Genomic DNA, 15,908 nt, shown 5'->3' on the forward strand with positions numbered 1-15,908 from the left:
GGCTCAGAGTCCTGTGTGCTCGGGCAGGGAGGCCAGCGGCAGGCGCAGGGTGAAACAGGTGCCCTGGCCTGGCATCGAGTGGACCTCCATTTGCCCTTTGTGATTGTTGGTGATGATGAAGTAGGAGACCGCCAGGCCGAGTCCGGTGCCCTGGCCGACCTCCTTGGTGGTGAAGAAGGGTTCGAAGATGCGTTTGCGCACCGTCTCGCTCATGCCGGTGCCGTTATCCTCCACCTGGACTTCCGCCCAACTGCCGGCCTGCCGAGTGCGCAGGATGATGCGGCCGGGCTCGGTGTCCTGGTCGCGTTGGTGAATGGCCTGGGCAGCGTTCTTCAGCAGGTTGAGCAGCACCTGCTCCAGTTCGTTGGCGGTGCCGGCCACCGGGCCCAGCAGCGGATCGAACTGGCGCACGATCTCCAGGGCCTTGAAGTCGAAACTGTCGGTCAGGTCGAAGTCATTGCCGGCGATCTCCAGGGCCTGGTCGATCAGCGCCGGCAGATCGCAGGGCGATAGCTGGCGGTCGCTACGCCGGCTGAAACTGAGCATGTGGCTGACGATCTTGGCGGCGCGCTGGCCGGCCTGCTGGATGCCGTCGAGCAGGCGCGGTACCTCGCGTGCCTCCATGTAATGCTCAATGGCAGGCAGGCTGACGCCGGCCTGCTCGGCCTGTTCGACGTTCTTTTCCAGGCTCGGCGACAGGCGTCGGCGGATGTTCTGCACGTTGTGCAGGATGGCGCCGAGTGGGTTATTGATTTCATGTGCCATGCCTGCCGCCAGGCCGCCGACTGAAAGCATCTTCTCCGACTGCACCATCATTTCTTCCAGGGCCAGGCGCTGGGTGATGTCGTCGATACGGATCACCACGCCCCGGCCGGCACTGCCCATAAGTGGGTAGAAGGTCAGGGCGTAGTGGTGGGGCTCTTCATCCTTGTGCCAGGTAACGCGCTCGATCTTCTCTACGCGATGTTGCTCGGCGGTGCGTTTGAGCTGCGCGAGAAAGGGTTTGAGTGGCGGGAAGGCAAGAAACACCGGCTGGTTCAGCGCTTCTTCCAGGCGCGTACCGGACAGGGCGCTGGCTTCCTGATTCCACTGCGTCACGTAGAGCTGTTCGTCGAGAGCGATCAGCGCCGAAGGCATGGAGTCGATGATGCTGTTGAGGTAGTTCTGAAAACCGGTGAGTTTCTTCTCGATCTTGCTGCGCACCTGCACTTCCAGCTCCAACTTGCGGTTGGAGTGGCGGGTTTCCTCGGCCAGGCTCTGCGCCTGATCGAAGGCCTGCTGGGCGTCGTCGCGGGCACGCTTGAGCTGCTGCTCGCGGGCCTCCATGCGCATCAGCATGGTGTTGAACGCATCGGCCAGGCTGCCGATCTCGTCCTGATTGCCGCGATTGGCGCGCAGCGCATAGTTCTCTTCGCGGGTGACCTGGCGTGACAATTCTTCCAGGCGGCGAATGGGTTTGGTCACCAGGCGTTTGATCTGCCTGGCCACCAGCATCCACAGCAGCACGCTGAACGCCAGAATGACCAGGCTTGCGGTCAGGGTTCCTGTATAGAACGCGCCAGGCAATTCGCTGGAAGCCACCAGCAGCAGGGCGCCGGGACGACCACTGGGATGCGGCAGGTCGACCAGCAGGTTGGTGCGAAAGGCTGTTTCGCGCCAGTTCTGCAACTGGCCCAGTTGCTGCGGCAGCTGCAGTTTTTCCCCTCGCTGCAGTTGTGCCAGGCTGTTGCCATTGCTGTCGTAGATAACCGCTGCGCGCAGGGGGGCATAGTCATCCAGGCGTTTGAGTACGGCCTCGGCCGATGCTGACGAGTGCAAGGCCTCCTTGCTCAGCGTCGGGCTGGCGATCAGGCGACCGAGGGTGTGCAGGGCCTGCGGTGCCATGCTCTCCTGGGTGATCCAGTAGGCTGCGCTGATGAAAGCCAGATTGGCCACCAGCATCACAGCGGCGAGCAACACCAGCAGCGCGGCGAGCAGTTTGCGGCCCACTGGCAGATTTTCGAGGCGCTGACGCAGTCTCATGAGGTTATCGTTGTGGTGAGTGAAGGCGGCAGGTTAGCGCGGCTGTCAGGCCATTGCCTACTGCCTGTGCGGGGCGGGTGCAACCCGCCAAGCTGCGAGCGATGGGTTACACCCGGCCTGCGTACTCAATCGAGAGGCAAACCTCGTTCACGCAGGTGGCTCAGCAGGCGCTGCTGCAGATGCTGCAGGTGCGGCACATGCAGTTGATGACGTTGCGCCGAGGCGCAGGCGTAGCCAAGCAGATAGCTGATCTCGGTGCGACGTCCCTGAGTGACGTCCTGATGCATGGACGAATAGTTCGCTGCGGTGGCGCTGATCACGCGCTGTACCTCTTCATGCAGATTCTCTGCGGCTGCGGGCTGGCCGCAGCGTTGCAGCAGCTCGTCGAGTTCGGTGCACAGGGTGGCGACTTCGGCAGGGTGCTCGGTCAGGCCGCCATTACGACAGTCGTGCAGAACGGTGAGCGGGTTGATCGCGCAGTTCAGCGCCAGCTTGCGCCACAGGCGCGCGAGGATATCCGGACTCCACTGGTGAGCGATGCCGGCACGCTGCAGTTCGCCCAGCCAGGCTGGCGGCCGGGGATCGCGCGGGTCTCCCAGCCAGTTGTGACCGTGGCCGGCGAACACCACCTGAAAGTCGCTAGGGCGAAAAGCGCCTTCGGTACTGGAGACGAAAAGGCAGCGCTGCCTGGGGAGGCGTTGGGCGACTTCATCCTGGCTGCCCAGGCCATTCTGCAACAGCAGCAGCTCGGCACCCGGGGCCAGGCGTTCGGCGATGGTCGCCACCGCGCTTTGTGCGTCATAGGCCTTGCAGGCGAGCAGCAGGCGATGGATTGGCGTATCCGCTTGCGGCAACTCTGCGGCAATGGCGTATTGCTGAGGCTGGCCTGCCTCGACCAGCGTTACCCCGCCGGCCTGGCGATAGGCTTCGAGGCGTTGCGGGTTGCGCAGGATCAGCCTGACTGGCAGGCCGGCACGGGCCAGGCGTGCAGCCCAGAGGCTGCCGAGGCTGCCGGCACCGAGGATGTGCCAGGTCACGGCAGAGGTAGGCGCATGGCTGCGACCCGGCCGCTGGCGTAAGACTCTGGCAGCAGATTTTGCGCATGCTGAATCAGTTGTTCGGGATCAGTGGGCAGCACCTTGGCGTCCAGGCCGACCAGGCTGATACCGGCTTTCAGCGTAATGAAACCTTCGCTGGTCTTGAACGCTTTGAAGTTGAGGCCTTCGTGCAGGCGCTTGAAGCTGCTCGGTGAGCACTCGTGCAGATCTTCGAGCAGGGTGATAAGGCCGAAGTGGTTGTCATCCAGGCGCGTCAGCACGTCCAGTGGCCTGACAAGCTGCTGCAGGCGTCGTGCGACGCCATGCAGCAGTTCGTTGAAGAAGCGGTCACCGTACTGGTTGCGCAGCTGACCGGCGTCCTGCAGGCCGATCAGCAGGTAGCACACGGCGCCGCCTCGAGATTCGATCTGGCGCAGGCTGTCGGTGAGCTTCTGGCGCAGATAGCGCGGGTTACCCAGGCCGGTGAGTGGATCGACCAGATTGCGTCGCTCCAGGCTGGCTATGTTCTGCGTCAGCATGCGGTTTTCGTGCAGCAGGCGCTGCAGGGTGTTGCACAGGCGATCAGCGGCGTACACGCGTGGCACCAACTGTTCGTTCATGGCTGCCTTGCTGATGAAGTCATCGACGCCACGGTCGAAGGCTTCGCCCAGGACGTTTTCGCCTTCCTTGCCGGTCAGCAGGATGATGTAGGTGTAGTGGTCGGCGGTCTCGTCCAGCTGGCGTACCCGTGCGGTCAGCTCCAGGCCGTCGATCTCGGGCATCAGCCAGTCGGCCAGAAGCACGCTGGCGGGGCGCTGTTCGAGCAGTTGCAGCGCCTCGCTGGCGCTGCTGGCGAAGCGCACGTCCTGATAGCCGGCCTGGCTCAGTGCGCGACCGATCATGGCACTGGAGAACTTGGCGTCGTCCACCACCAGGATGCTGAGATGGGGGTTGGGCATGGGGCTGGCTCGCAGACAGAGAGGAAGGACGCCAAACGGCGTGTATCAGTCTGGATATAATGGGCCCGCCATAGTTATCGTCAAGTCAGGCGCGTTCACTCCGTGAAGAGGATCGCGCCGTCCATCAGGAGCCCGCTCATGCCTTCGTTCGACATCGTGTCTGAACTGGACAAACACGAACTGACCAATGCGGTCGACAATGCCATCAAGGAGCTCGACCGCCGTTTCGACCTGCGTGGTAAATGCAGCATCGAGAGCAAGGACAAGGCGCTGACCTTGACCGCCGAAGCCGAGTTCATGCTCGAGCAGATGCTCGACATCGTGCGCAGCAGCCTGGTCAAGCGCAAGATCGACTGCCAATGCCTGGAAACCAAGGAGCCCTATGCCTCGGGCAAGGTGATGAAGCAGGAAGTCACCTTCCGTGAAGGGATCGACAAGGAGCTGGCGAAGAAGATCGTCGCCCATATCAAGGATGCCAAGCTCAAGGTGCAGGCCGCGATCCAGGGTGAGCAGGTGCGCGTCACCGGCAAGAAGCGCGACGACCTGCAGGAAGCCATCGCGCTGCTGCGTGGTCACGAATTCGGCATGCCGCTGCAGTACAACAACTTTCGCGATTGAACCTTTGTGGCGCTGAGGCGTCGCAGGCTAGGTTGATAGCATTTTGACCGCCATGGCATGCCATGGCGGTTTCGTTTCATGCACAGGAAAACGGGAGTACCCCTATGGAGATGAACGTCGACGAACTGGTCAAGCTGTCCGAGGCCTGGCTGCCTGTGGTGCTTGAGTACAGCGGCAAGCTGACCCTGGCACTGATCACGCTGCTGATCGGTTGGTGGCTGATCAGCAGGCTCACCTCCAGCATCGGGCGCATGCTCGAGGCGCGCAAGGTCGATCGGGCGCTGAGCAGTTTTATCAGCAGCCTGGTCAGCATCGTGCTGCGCATTCTGCTGCTGATCAGCGTGGCGTCGATGATCGGTGTGGAGACCACTTCGTTCATCGCCATGATCGGTGCAGCGGGGCTGGCCATTGGCCTGGCGCTGCAGGGCAGTCTGGCCAACTTTGCGGGCGGCGTGCTGATCATGCTGTTTCGCCCGTTCCGCGCGGGCGACTGGATCGAGGGGCAGGGCGTTTCCGGTAGCGTCGACAGCATCCAGATCTTCCACACCACGCTGAAAACGGCGGACAACAAGGTGGTGATCGTACCGAATGGCGCGCTGTCCAACGGTCATATCACCAATTACTCGCGTGAGCCGCGTCGGCGTGCCGATATCAATATCGGCATCGACTACTCCAGCGATATCAAGCGTGCCCGTGAAGTGCTGCTTGATATCGCCAAGGACCCGCGAGTACAGCTTGACCCTGCACCCGTGGTTTTCGTGACCGGGCTGGGTGAAAGCGCCGTGAACATCTCGCTGCGCGTATGGGTGGCGACCGGTGATTTCTGGCCGGTGACCTTCGAGTTCACCGAACTGGCCAAGGAGCGTCTGACCGAGGCGGGTATTGGTATTCCGTTCCCGCAACGGGTGGTGCATCTGGCCAAGGCTGATTGACACTCACCACAAAAAAGCCCCGGTCGATCCGGGGCTTTTTTGTGCCTGTGATCAGGCATTTTCGACTGCAGGTGGCGTCGTCTCAGGCACCGCTTGGCGTTTATCGCGACGCCACTGGATAACGATGAGCAGCAGTGTCGGTATACCCATCAGCGCCGTGGCAAGGAAGAAGTGAGCGTAGCCGAGGCTTTCCACCATTACGCCGGAATAGCCGCCGATCAGGCGCGGCAGCAACAGCATGATGGAGCTGAGCAGGGCGTACTGGGTGGCCGAGAATTTCAGGTTGGTCAGGCTCGACAGGTAGGCCACGAATGCCGAGGTGGCGAGGCCGGCGCTGAAGTTGTCGCAGCTGATGGTGACAATCAGCATGTTCAGGTGCGGGCCCATGCCCACCAGCAGCATGAACATCAGGTTGGTGGCCGCCGATGCGGTAGCGCCGATCAGCAGAATCGGCATGATGCCGAAACGCACGATCAACAGGCCACCGACTCCGGCGCCGAGCAACGTCATCACCAGACCGAAGACCTTGCTGACATTGGCGATCTGTTCTTTTGTGAAGCCCTGGTCGATGTAGAAAACGTTGGCCATCACGCCCATGACGGTATCCGACAGGCGATAGGTGGCGATCAGGCTCAGCAGCAGCAGGGCCTGCCAGCGGTAGCGCACGATGAAATCGTTGATCGGCGTGAGCACCGGTGCCATGCCGCCCCAGAACAGGCTGGAGATCGACAGGCTGGTGAGCAGGGTATAGAGCAGTGCACGCAGGAAGGCGCGGTCGTAGTAGAGCAACTCCTGCAGGCTTATCTGGCCCTGGAACAGCAGCATCACGTCACTTTCGTAGAACTGGGTGATCATGGCCGGGATTGCGATCAACAGAATGATCAGCAGCAGCACGGAAAGTAGCTGGTGGAAGAACCCGTACCTCGCCGCAGCCGTTTTCAGTACCGGTGCCAGCCCGCCCCAGAACAGCCCGGATGCGCAGACGCAGGCCAGGGTGCTGTAGAGCATGGCACGCAGGAAGGCGCGGTCGTTGTAGAGCAGTTCCTGCATGCTGACGTCGCCAAGCAGCATCGGCACCAGATCGCTCTGGTAGAACTGGATGAACATGGTCGGCACGGCGATGATCAGCATGATGACCGCACTGATCGCCAGCAACTGGTGGAAGAAACCGTGCTTGGGTGGTGCGACATTGATGTGTGGCGGTGCCGGTGGCTCGCGCATCCAGATGGAGGTGAGCAGGCCCGGCAGCATCAGCAGGGCAAAGAGCATGTAGGTACCGGTCCAGGCGCCGAACTGGTAGTCCTTGGCGGTCGAGCCGAAGCCTTCGGCGAAATACAGCGCGCCAGCGGTGGCCAGGAGCGCGGCAACCCGGTAGCCGGTCATGTAGGCAGCAGCCAGCGCGGCCTGATGCTCGTCGCCGAGAATTTCCAGGCGGTAGGCGTCTACGGCGATGTCCTGAGTGGCCGAGGCGAAGGCCACCAGCACGGCGAGGGCGATCAACGAGGACAGGTGCGTCTGCGGATCGTAATTGGCCATGCCGATCAGACCGATGGCGACCAGGCCCTGCGACAGCACCAGCCAGGAGCGGCGCCGGCCAAGCTTGCCCAGCAATGGCAGGCGCCACTGGTCGAGCATTGGCGCCCACACCCATTTGAAGGCATAGGCCAGGCCAATGAGGCTGGCGAAACCGATGGTCTCGCGTGCCACACCGGCTTCGCGCAGCCATACCGAAAGGGTCGAGAACACCAGCATGTAGGGCAGGCCGGCGGCGAAGCCCAGAAGTAACAAAGCTAGTGTGGCGGGGTTGGCGTAGGTCGCGAGGGCTTCTCGCCAGGATTTGCGTGGCATCAGGCTCGAATCTGGGGTGGAAAAATGAATAGCGCGCACTCTAACTGCTGTGCTCCATCGGGCGCCAGCCGTGACGACGCATATCCACACGTTCATTCAGGATACTGATGCCTTCTGCACGCAAGCGCGCCCGCTGTTCGGCGCCGGAAGCGCTGCCGGCGGTCAGGCTGAGGCGGCCTCCAGCGGCGATGACGCGGTGCCAAGGTAGCGTGGTGCCATCTGGCAACTGGCTCAGCGTACGCCCGACCCAGCGCGCGGCGCGGCCAAGACCGGCTAATTGCGCCAGTTCGCCATAGCTGACGACCTTGCCTTCCGGCACCTGTGCCAATACCAGATACAGCGCTTCGCGACGCGTCTCCAGGCTTGCCGGTGGTGGTGCCTGCCATGCAGACTCTGGCGGTTTCGTCTTGGCCATAGGGTTCGTCCTTATCATGCGCGTACTGATCGCCTTATTCCTTTTTACCCTGGCAGCCCCGCTCTGTGCCGATACCGTTTGGCTGGACAACGGTGATCGCCTCAGCGGTGAGATCATCCTGCTCGACGGCGGCAAGCTGGCGCTCAAGACCAAATATGCCGGCCAGGTGCTGATCGACTGGAAGGATATCGATACCCTCAGTTCGGACAAGCCCCTGCTGGTGCACCGCAGTGGCTTCGACAGCGAACGCAGCGAAAGGTTGTCGGCTGCCGGTAGCGGCATGGTACGGGTGCAAGGCGAACGCGAATACACCCTGCCGCTGGCGCAGATCAAGCGCCTGGTGCCGCCGCGGCCGCTGCTGGAGGATCTTCTCTGGGAAGGCAACCTCGATGCCAAGCTGGACATGAAGCGCAACCAGAACGATGTCGACGAATGGAAGCTCAAGGGCAATACCCGTTTCGAGCACGGGCGCTGGCGGCATGTGCTAAGTGGCGAGCTCGAGCGTGAAACCAAGAACGACAGAAAGATCGAGGACAACTGGGAGCTGGAGTACGACCTCGATCGCTTTTTCACCGAACACTGGTTCTGGCGAGTCGGTGTGGAGCAGGCCGAGGATGAGTTCGAAACCGTCGACCGTCAGCGCATCGTTGGCACCGGCCCCGGTTATCGCTTCTGGGATGACGAGCTGGGGCGTTTCGACCTGATTGGTCAGTTCAATCGCGTGCGACTGGAGTCGGACGTTGCCAATCTTGCGTTCAACACCACGTCACTGGAACTGGATTACAAGCGTCTGCTGTGGGGCACGCGCCTGGAATTCTATGCCAACGCCCAACTGCAGATCCCTCATATCGACGAGATCGACTACGTGCTCGATAGCGAATTCGGCCTGCGCTATCGCCTCAATCAGTGGGCGCGCTTATCGCTCTTGTACGAGTTGGATCAGTTGCGTGCCCCAGGGCAGACGGTTTCGGATCGGCATTATCTGATCGGTGTCGGCGTCGGGTGGTAATGCCGTCTGGCGGAGTATGGCTCGACGGAACGCCGCCCGACGGAAAAAGCTGAACTCTGCGTATTCGGCCCGGTCTGCTGTTGCTCTGGCGCCGGGGTTGCGGATAATGCCCGGCTTTCGCCCACCAACGCCATTACCCAACTTATGTCGCGCCCTATATCGCTGTCCCTGCTTGGCCTGAGCATCGCTCTGTGCAGTTCCGCCACCTTCGCCGATACCGTCTGGTTGAAGAACGGTGATCGTCTCTCCGGCACCATCCGCTTCTTCGACGGTAGCAAACTGCTGCTGGAAACCGACTACGGCGGCTCCATCCCGCTGGACTGGAAGAAAATCGCCACCCTGGAAAGTGACCACGAGCTGCTGGTCAAGCTCGGGCCAGTAGATGGCGAGCGTGCCAAGTCGCTGCTGGCCGCTGAGCCGGGCAAGGTCACGCTGGCCAATGGCGAGGCGCCGAAGACCATCGAGCTGACGCAGATCGAACAGATCATGAAGCCCAAGCCCCTGGTGGAAGACTTCACCTGGAAGGGCAACATCGACCTCGGTCTGGACTACAAGCGCGGTGAGCGCGACTCCGACGACTACGATGTCGGCATCAAGACCCAGGCCCGCCACGGTCGCTGGCGGCACAATGCGCTCGCCGACTACAACCGCGAGCTGAAAGACGACGTCGTCAGCACCGACAACTGGAGTGCCGAGTACGCGCTCGACCGCTTCCTCACGGAAAAATGGTTCTGGCAGGGGCGCTTCGAGTACAAGCGCGACCGTATCGAGGAGGTGGAGCGCCAGCGCACTCTCGGTACAGGTCCTGGTTATCAGTTCTGGGATGACGAACTGGGCGCGTTCTCCATCGCTACCCTCGCCAACCGTAGCGATTACCGCTACAGCAACGGTGAGCAGGATCGCTTCTACGCCATGAGCGTGAAGTGGGACTACAACCGCTATCTGATCGGCAAGACTGTCGAGCTGTTCAGTGTCGGAGAGCTAGGTCGTCCGCTGAGTGGCGCGGCGGATTACAGCCTGGATGCCGAGGTCGGGCTGCGCTACAAGGTCACCGACTGGGCGTCGCTGAACATGAAGGCCGAGAAGGATATGGTCAGTGGTGCCGAGGGTGATCTGGACGAAACCCGTTATACCCTTGGCTTCGGTGTCGGCTGGTAAGTTCCTGCATCGCAAACGAAAAGCCCGCGATCTGCTCGCGGGCTTTTTATTGGGCGACGGAATCAGGCTTCTTCCTGTTCCCGTTGTTTCCAGCCGGCGCCACCTGGCAGCACCAGATTGAGGAGCAGGGCAGTGATCGCGCACAGGGATATCCCTGACAGGGCGAACTCCTTGCCACCGATGACCATGCCACCGATGCCGAACACCAGGGTCACCGAAACGATGATCAGGTTGCGAGCTTCGGAAAGATCCACTTGATGGCGAATCAGGGTGTTGAGGCCGACCACGGCGATCGAACCGAACAACAGGCACAGGATGCCGCCCATCACCGGAACCGGAATGCTCTGCAGGGCCACGCCGAACTTGCCGATGAAGGCCAGGGCGATGGCGAAGACCGCAGCCCAGGTCATGATCTTCGGGTTGTAGCTCTTGGTCAGCATCACAGCGCCGGTGACTTCAGCGTAAGTCGTGTTGGGTGGGCCACCGAACAGGCCGGCTGCCGAGGTGGCGAGGCCGTCACCGAGCAGGGTGCGGTGCAGGCCCGGCTTTTTGACGAAGTTCTTGCCGGTGACGTTGCCGATCGCCACCACACCGCCGATGTGCTCGATGGCTGGCGCCAGTGCCACTGGCACCATGTACAGAATGGCGCCCCAGTGCAGTTCCGGGGTGACGAAGTTGGGTACGGCGAGCCAGGCTGCCTGATCGACGGCGCTGGTGTCGATCACGCCGAGCACCGCAGCGATGGCGCAGCCAACGGCGATACCTGAGAGGATCGGCACCAGGCGGAAGATGCCGCGGCCCAGCACCGCCACCAGCAGGGTGGTGATCAGAGCCGGCATCGAAATCATCATCGCCGTGCTGTACGGCACCAGTTCGATGCTGCCATCACCGGCCTTGCCCATGGCCATGTTCACCGCTACCGGCGACAGCGCCAGGCCGATGGAGATGATCACGGGGGCGATCACCACCGGCGGCAGCAGGCGGTCGATGAAGCTGGGGCCGCGCAGTTTCACCAGCGCCGAGAGCAGGATGTAGACCACACCGGCAGCGATCACGCCGCCCATCACCGCAGGCAGGCCGAACTCGCCTTTGGCCGCCAGAATCGGTGCGATGAAGGCGAAGCTGGAGGCCAGGAAAACCGGAACCTGGCGCTTGGTCACCAATTGGAACAGCAGGGTACCGATACCGGCGGTGAACAGCGCGACGTTGGGGTCCATGCCGGTGATCAGCGGCATCAGCACCAGGGCGCCGAAGGCCACGAACAGCATCTGCGCGCCGGAAATGCCCTGGCGCCACAGCGGATCGTTGAATTCCGACTGCGACATGTCAGGCGTCCTTCTGCTTGGTGCCGAAGATCTTGTCACCGGCATCGCCCAGGCCCGGGATGATGTAGCCATGCTCGTTCAGGCGCTGATCGATGGAGGCGGTGAAGATGGTCACGTCCGGGTGAGCCTGCTCGACGGCCTTGATGCCCTCGGGAGCAGCGACCAGGACCATGGCGCGAATGTCCTTGCAGCCGGCCTTCTTCAGCAGGTCGATGGTGGCGACCATCGAGCCGCCGGTGGCCAGCATCGGGTCGATGATCAGCGCCAGGCGCTCGTCGATTTCCGGCGCGAGCTTTTCCAGGTAGGTGTGCGCTTCCAGGGTTTCCTCATTGCGCGCCACGCCCACGGCGCTGACCTTGGCACCGGGGATCAGGCTGAGCACGCCATCGAGCATGCCGATGCCGGCGCGCAGGATGGGCACTACGGTGATTTTCTTGCCGGCGATTTTCTCGACTTGCACGGTGCCTGCCCAGCCTTCGATTTCGTAGGTTTCCAGCGGCAGATCGTTGGTGGCTTCATAAGTCAGCAGGGCGCCCACTTCCTGGGCCAGCTCACGGAAATTCTTGGTGCTGATATCGGCGCGGCGCATCAGGCCGATCTTGTGACGGATCAGCGGGTGGCGGATCTCGCGAGTGGGCATGGGCTGGGATCTCCAACGGGGCTCTGGGGAAAAATCGCGTTAGATTAAAGCATTGCTTGTGCCAAGTGGTGGGTGACTGATGAGTCACGATGCCCCGTGCCGCGCATCGGCTACGCTGGTCAGTCGATACTTGGCAAGCGTTGCCGGGGTCTGTACCTTTGCCCGCTTTTATTTGACGGTTCGATCAGCTTTCAGGCTGTCCGCCGCCATTCTTCAGCCCGATCAAGAGAGAACACATCATGTCCGCCGATCTCGTGCACATTCGCCAAGTCATGGCGGAAGCCGACTGTCTGTTCACCGAAGCCGAGGTAGAAGCGGCTATCGACAAGGTCGCCAGTCAGATCAACGCCGAGCTGGCCGAGCGCAACCCTGTGGTGTTCTGCGTCATGAACGGCGGGCTGATTTTCTCTGGCAAGCTGCTGACCAAGCTGAACTTCCCACTGGAGGCGTCCTACCTGCATGCCACGCGCTATCGCAACGAAACCAGTGGTGGCGAGCTGTTCTGGAAGGCCAAGCCGGAAGTTTCGTTCATCGACCGCGATGTACTGATCATCGACGACATTCTCGATGAGGGGCACACCCTGGGCGCGATCATCGATTTCTGTCGCCACGCCGGTGCGCGCGCCGTGCACACTGCGGTGCTGATCGACAAGGAACACGAGCGCAAGGCGCGCCCGGACCTGAAGGCCAACTATGTGGGCCTGCATTGCATCGACCGCTACATCTTCGGTTATGGCATGGACTACAAGGGTTACTGGCGCAACGCTGCCGGCATTTTTGCGGTCAAGGGGCTGTAAGTCCCTTTATCCATACGTAGCGTTAGCACCGCTCGGGCAATAGCCAGGTAGGGTGCGCCGTGCGCACCGCCTTTCCGGGCGCTGTCCCCGGTGCGCATGGCGCACCCTACTCGGGTGGCGCCTTCCCCGGTGTGCCATCCAGCCAACGCAGTGCCTTTTCCCGTGCTTGCGGCAGATCCCGCGCATACGCCAACTCGCCTTCACGGCGATGTACTCTCGCGCGCCGCAGCCAGGTAGGGTGCGCCGTGCGCACCGCCTTTCCGGTCGCTGTCCCCGGTGCGTATGGTGCACCCTACTCGGGTGGCGCCTTCCCCGGTGTGCCATCCAGCCAGCGCAGCGCCTTTTCCCGTGCTTGCGGCAGATCCCGCGCATACGCCAACTCGCCTTCACGGCGATGCACTCCGGCGCGGCGCAGCTGCAAGCGCACCTGCGCAGTCGGCCCGCTCAGAATCAGCGCCACGTGCTGCTGACGATAGTCGCGCAGCACGTTGTCCAGCGCGGCGATGGCGGTCATGTCCAGTAGTGGCACTGCGCTGATATCGACGATCACCACGCGCACGCCCGGGGTAAAGCGGCGCAGCACGCTCAGCGCTTTTTCCGCCGCGCCGAAAAACAGCGGGCCGCGAATGGCGTAAGCCAGCACGTGCTCGGGCAGATCCTGCAGGGCCTGACGCTGCTGCCGGCTCAGCGCAGCCGTATCGGTCAGCTCGCTCATGCGCTTGATGAACAGCCCTGCCGCCAGCAGCAGGCCGACGCCAACGGCCAGTACCATGTCGAACAGCACCGTCAGCACCAGACAGGTCAGCAGTACCAGTACATCGCTGCGCGGTGCGATGCGCAGGGTATGGGCGACATGCTGTGGCTCGCTCATGTTCCACGCCACCATCAGCAGCAGCGCCGCCAGAGCGGCCATGGGCAGATAACCGAACAGCGGCGCGAGCAGCAGAATCGCTGCCAGCACCACGCCTGCATGTACCAGTGCCGCCATCGGCGAAAAGGCGCCTGCCCGCACGTTTGCTGCCGTGCGGGCGATGGCGGCAGTGGCGGTGATGCCACCAAAGAACGGCGCGGCCAGATTACCCAGGCCCTGGCCGATCAGTTCGGCGTTGGGGTCATGCTTGCTGCCGGTCATGCCGTCGGCGACCACGGCACACAGCAATGACTCAATGGCGCCGAGCATGGCGATGGCGAATGCAGGTGCCAGCAGTTGGCGAATCAGTTCGAATGACAGCGCCAGCGGCTGGCCGTCAGCACCCGGCAGGTTCCAGGGAAGCGCCAGGCTCGGCAGGAAGGGCGGGATACCGGGGTATTCGATGCCATCGAGTTGATAACTGAAGCGCTCGCCCAATGTCGCCACCGGCAGCCCCAGGCGTTCCAGTACGAGTGCGAGCAGCGCGCCGACCGCCAGGGCGACCAGGTGTGCGGGAATTTTCGGCATCAGGCGCGGCCAGATCAGCAGTGTCGCCAGGCATGCGGCGCCTACCAGGCTGTCGCCGGGCTGCAGGCTGGGAAGGGCGCGGACCAGCAGAGTGATCTGTTCCAGCAGATGTTGAGGCGCTCCGGCCAGATGCAGGCCAAACAGGTCCTTGATCTGCAGAACGGCGATGACGATGCCGATGCCGGCGGTAAAGCCCAGTGTCACCGGATAGGGTACGAACTCGATCAGGCGTCCGGCGCGCAGCAGGCCCAGAGTAATCAGAATCACGCCAGCCATCAGCGTGCACAGCAGCAAACCACCGAGGCCGTACTGCTGGGTGATCGGCAACAAAATCACCACGAAGGCGGCGGTGGGGCCGGAAATATTGAAGCGAGAGCCGCCGCATAGAGCGATCAGTGGTGCGGCGATCAACACGGTGTATAGGCCGTGCTGCGGCGCCGCCCCCACGGCGATGGCCAGCGCCATGGCCAGCGGAATGGCGATGATGCCCACTGTCAGGCCGGCGCCCAAGTCTCCGCGCAGGGCCTTCCACGAGTAGCCTGCACGCAGGGTCTGGCGCCAGGCGGCGAACAGCGGTAACGATGAGCGTGACATGCTGGCTTCCTAATGGCTTGGCGCATTATAGGAGCCAGTTCGCTGGGCGCGGCATGACCTAGGTCGGCTGTCGTGTCGATTGTTCGCGTGTTAGCCTGCCTGGCTGTGCGTTGAGCCGCGCGCAGCTCGGCGGTACACTGCCGGCCCTCTGTAATGCTGGCGGGAGCGGGCGATGCGTAAAGACAAGAAGCAGGTGATTGGCGAAGAAATCAGCGATGACTCGATCAAGCTGTTCCTTGCGGTGGAACCAGCGGACGCCACACCGCCTTCGCTGCACAAGCTGGTCAAGGCTTATCGCGGCCTGCGTATCGATGACTTCGAGCGTTTCGTGGGTTTCTTCGTCGCCGAGGGCTACGACCTTTCGGCCACTGATGCGCAGGGCAATGATTTCATCGCACTGATTCAGGATCAGCGCAATGCCGAGCCCTATATCGACGTGATCAAGGCTGCTCGCGGCTGATTCTCGTCCGCTGGACAAAAATGCCCGCGTTCCATTGAGAAGGCGGGCATGTTTTATGAGTGCGATTGTGGGCAACTAAAAGTTGCCGGGATACGTTTTCAGCGTTGTGCGTCATGGCTCGTTGGGCGGCCACCAGGAATGACAGGCAATAAAAAACCGGCCCTGGGGCCGGTTTTTCAAGAACCTGTCGCGATTAGGCGGCAGCAGCTTCGCCCAGCGCCTTGATGTGCGCGTTCAGGCGGCTCTTGTGACGAGCGGCTTTGTTCTTGTGGATGATGCCTTTGTCAGCCATGCGGTCGATGACCGGAACGGCTGCGGTGTAAGCGGTTTTGGCAAGCTCGAGATCTTTGGCAGCAATAGCCTTGACTACGTTCTTGATGTAGGTACGAACCATCGAGCGCAGGCTGGCGTTATGGCTACGGCGCTTCTCAGCCTGTTTGGCGCGTTTTTTGGCAGAAGGTGAGTTGGCCACCGTCAAGCTCCTCGAAAACTGGGGGGTTACGACAAATAAGGCCGCGAATCATGCCGATCCATCTGCCTGCTGTCAAGTCTGATGACGCTTTCCTGTGCTGGCCTGACCAGTGGTGGCTCGCTACACTCGACGCCTTCGTTGGGCGGCGGATTGTCCGCTACTGCACCTCTTTATGGAAGCCGAA

Annotated in this window: 14 protein-coding genes and 1 pseudogene; 6 read left to right on the forward strand and 9 right to left on the reverse strand. The window is 62.1% G+C overall.

The annotated features are described in order from the left end of the window. Positions 1-3: 3 nt before the first annotated feature. The 3 genes and pseudogenes from GV002_RS17110 to GV002_RS17120 all read right to left on the reverse strand — a co-directional run. Positions 4-2,022 (reverse strand): ATP-binding protein, encoded by a 2,019-nt coding sequence (locus GV002_RS17110; protein WP_160019524.1) that lies wholly within the window; start codon positions 2,020-2,022, stop codon positions 4-6. Positions 2,023-2,147: 125 nt separating this feature from the next. After that, positions 2,148-3,059 carry a putative 2-dehydropantoate 2-reductase gene (locus GV002_RS17115; RefSeq protein ID WP_160019525.1) on the reverse strand — a complete coding sequence of 304 codons (912 nt, stop codon included), beginning with the start codon at positions 3,057-3,059 and terminating at the stop codon, positions 2,148-2,150. Next, positions 3,056-4,021: pseudogene (locus GV002_RS17120) on the reverse strand (response regulator); the annotation flags it as partial. The gene GV002_RS17115 and the pseudogene GV002_RS17120, both read right to left, overlap by 4 nt. 135 nt (positions 4,022-4,156) lie before the next feature. Between GV002_RS17120 and GV002_RS17125 the strand changes: the two are divergent. Continuing rightward, a complete protein-coding gene (locus tag GV002_RS17125; RefSeq protein WP_125836020.1) occupies positions 4,157-4,636 on the forward strand; it encodes a YajQ family cyclic di-GMP-binding protein in 480 nt (159 codons plus the stop codon). Positions 4,637-4,740: 104 nt separating this feature from the next. Further along, a complete protein-coding gene (locus GV002_RS17130) occupies positions 4,741-5,568 on the forward strand; it encodes a mechanosensitive ion channel family protein (protein WP_160019527.1) in 828 nt (275 codons plus the stop codon). Positions 5,569-5,619: 51 nt separating this feature from the next. On the opposite strand, the gene GV002_RS17135 is transcribed toward GV002_RS17130, so the two are convergent. Together GV002_RS17135 and GV002_RS17140 are read right to left on the reverse strand one after the other, a co-directional pair. Next, positions 5,620-7,416, reverse strand: a complete 1,797-nt coding sequence (locus tag GV002_RS17135; protein WP_160019528.1) for an AmpG family muropeptide MFS transporter — start codon at positions 7,414-7,416, stop codon at positions 5,620-5,622. 40 nt (positions 7,417-7,456) lie between these two features. Next, complete coding sequence (locus GV002_RS17140; RefSeq protein ID WP_160019529.1) at positions 7,457-7,831, reverse strand: MGMT family protein; 375 nt, start codon at positions 7,829-7,831, stop codon at positions 7,457-7,459. 16 nt (positions 7,832-7,847) lie between these two features. Between GV002_RS17140 and GV002_RS17145 the strand changes: the two genes are divergently transcribed. Continuing rightward, positions 7,848-8,840, forward strand: coding sequence for a DUF481 domain-containing protein (locus tag GV002_RS17145; protein WP_160019530.1), 993 nt, complete (start codon positions 7,848-7,850; stop codon positions 8,838-8,840). 144 nt (positions 8,841-8,984) lie between these two features. Next, on the forward strand, positions 8,985-9,998 hold the full coding sequence (locus GV002_RS17150; protein ID WP_160019531.1) for a DUF481 domain-containing protein: 1,014 nt from the start codon (positions 8,985-8,987) through the stop codon (positions 9,996-9,998). 62 nt (positions 9,999-10,060) lie between these two features. Here GV002_RS17150 and GV002_RS17155 read toward each other — a convergent pair whose 3' ends face one another. Beyond that, entirely contained in the window at positions 10,061-11,323 is a 1,263-nt protein-coding gene (locus GV002_RS17155; RefSeq protein ID WP_160019532.1) for a uracil-xanthine permease family protein, read from the reverse strand. Position 11,324: 1 nt separating this feature from the next. Then, the gene (upp, locus tag GV002_RS17160; protein ID WP_160019533.1) at positions 11,325-11,963 is read right to left on the reverse strand and encodes a uracil phosphoribosyltransferase; all 639 of its coding nucleotides are present in this window, start codon (positions 11,961-11,963) and stop codon (positions 11,325-11,327) included. A gap of 239 nt (positions 11,964-12,202) precedes the next feature. Between upp and GV002_RS17165 the strand changes: the two genes are divergently transcribed. Beyond that, the gene (locus tag GV002_RS17165; RefSeq protein ID WP_160019534.1) at positions 12,203-12,760 is read left to right on the forward strand and encodes a hypoxanthine-guanine phosphoribosyltransferase; all 558 of its coding nucleotides are present in this window, start codon (positions 12,203-12,205) and stop codon (positions 12,758-12,760) included. Positions 12,761-13,052: 292 nt separating this feature from the next. On the opposite strand, the gene dauA is transcribed toward GV002_RS17165, so the two are convergent. After that, the gene (gene dauA, locus GV002_RS17170) at positions 13,053-14,792 is read right to left on the reverse strand and encodes a C4-dicarboxylic acid transporter DauA (RefSeq protein ID WP_160019535.1); all 1,740 of its coding nucleotides are present in this window, start codon (positions 14,790-14,792) and stop codon (positions 13,053-13,055) included. Positions 14,793-14,964: 172 nt separating this feature from the next. On the opposite strand from dauA, the gene GV002_RS17175 reads away from it, so the two are divergent. Then, on the forward strand, positions 14,965-15,252 hold the full coding sequence (locus tag GV002_RS17175) for a PA4642 family protein (protein WP_160019536.1): 288 nt from the start codon (positions 14,965-14,967) through the stop codon (positions 15,250-15,252). 193 nt (positions 15,253-15,445) lie between these two features. Here the strand turns inward: GV002_RS17175 and rpsT are convergent, their stop codons facing one another. Continuing rightward, positions 15,446-15,724, reverse strand: coding sequence for a 30S ribosomal protein S20 (rpsT, locus tag GV002_RS17180; protein ID WP_003243036.1), 279 nt, complete (start codon positions 15,722-15,724; stop codon positions 15,446-15,448). Positions 15,725-15,908 lie beyond the last annotated feature (184 nt).

The organism is Pseudomonas sp. 8O (genome assembly GCF_902506495.1).
Classification (GTDB): domain Bacteria; phylum Pseudomonadota; class Gammaproteobacteria; order Pseudomonadales; family Pseudomonadaceae; genus Aquipseudomonas; species Aquipseudomonas chaetocerotis.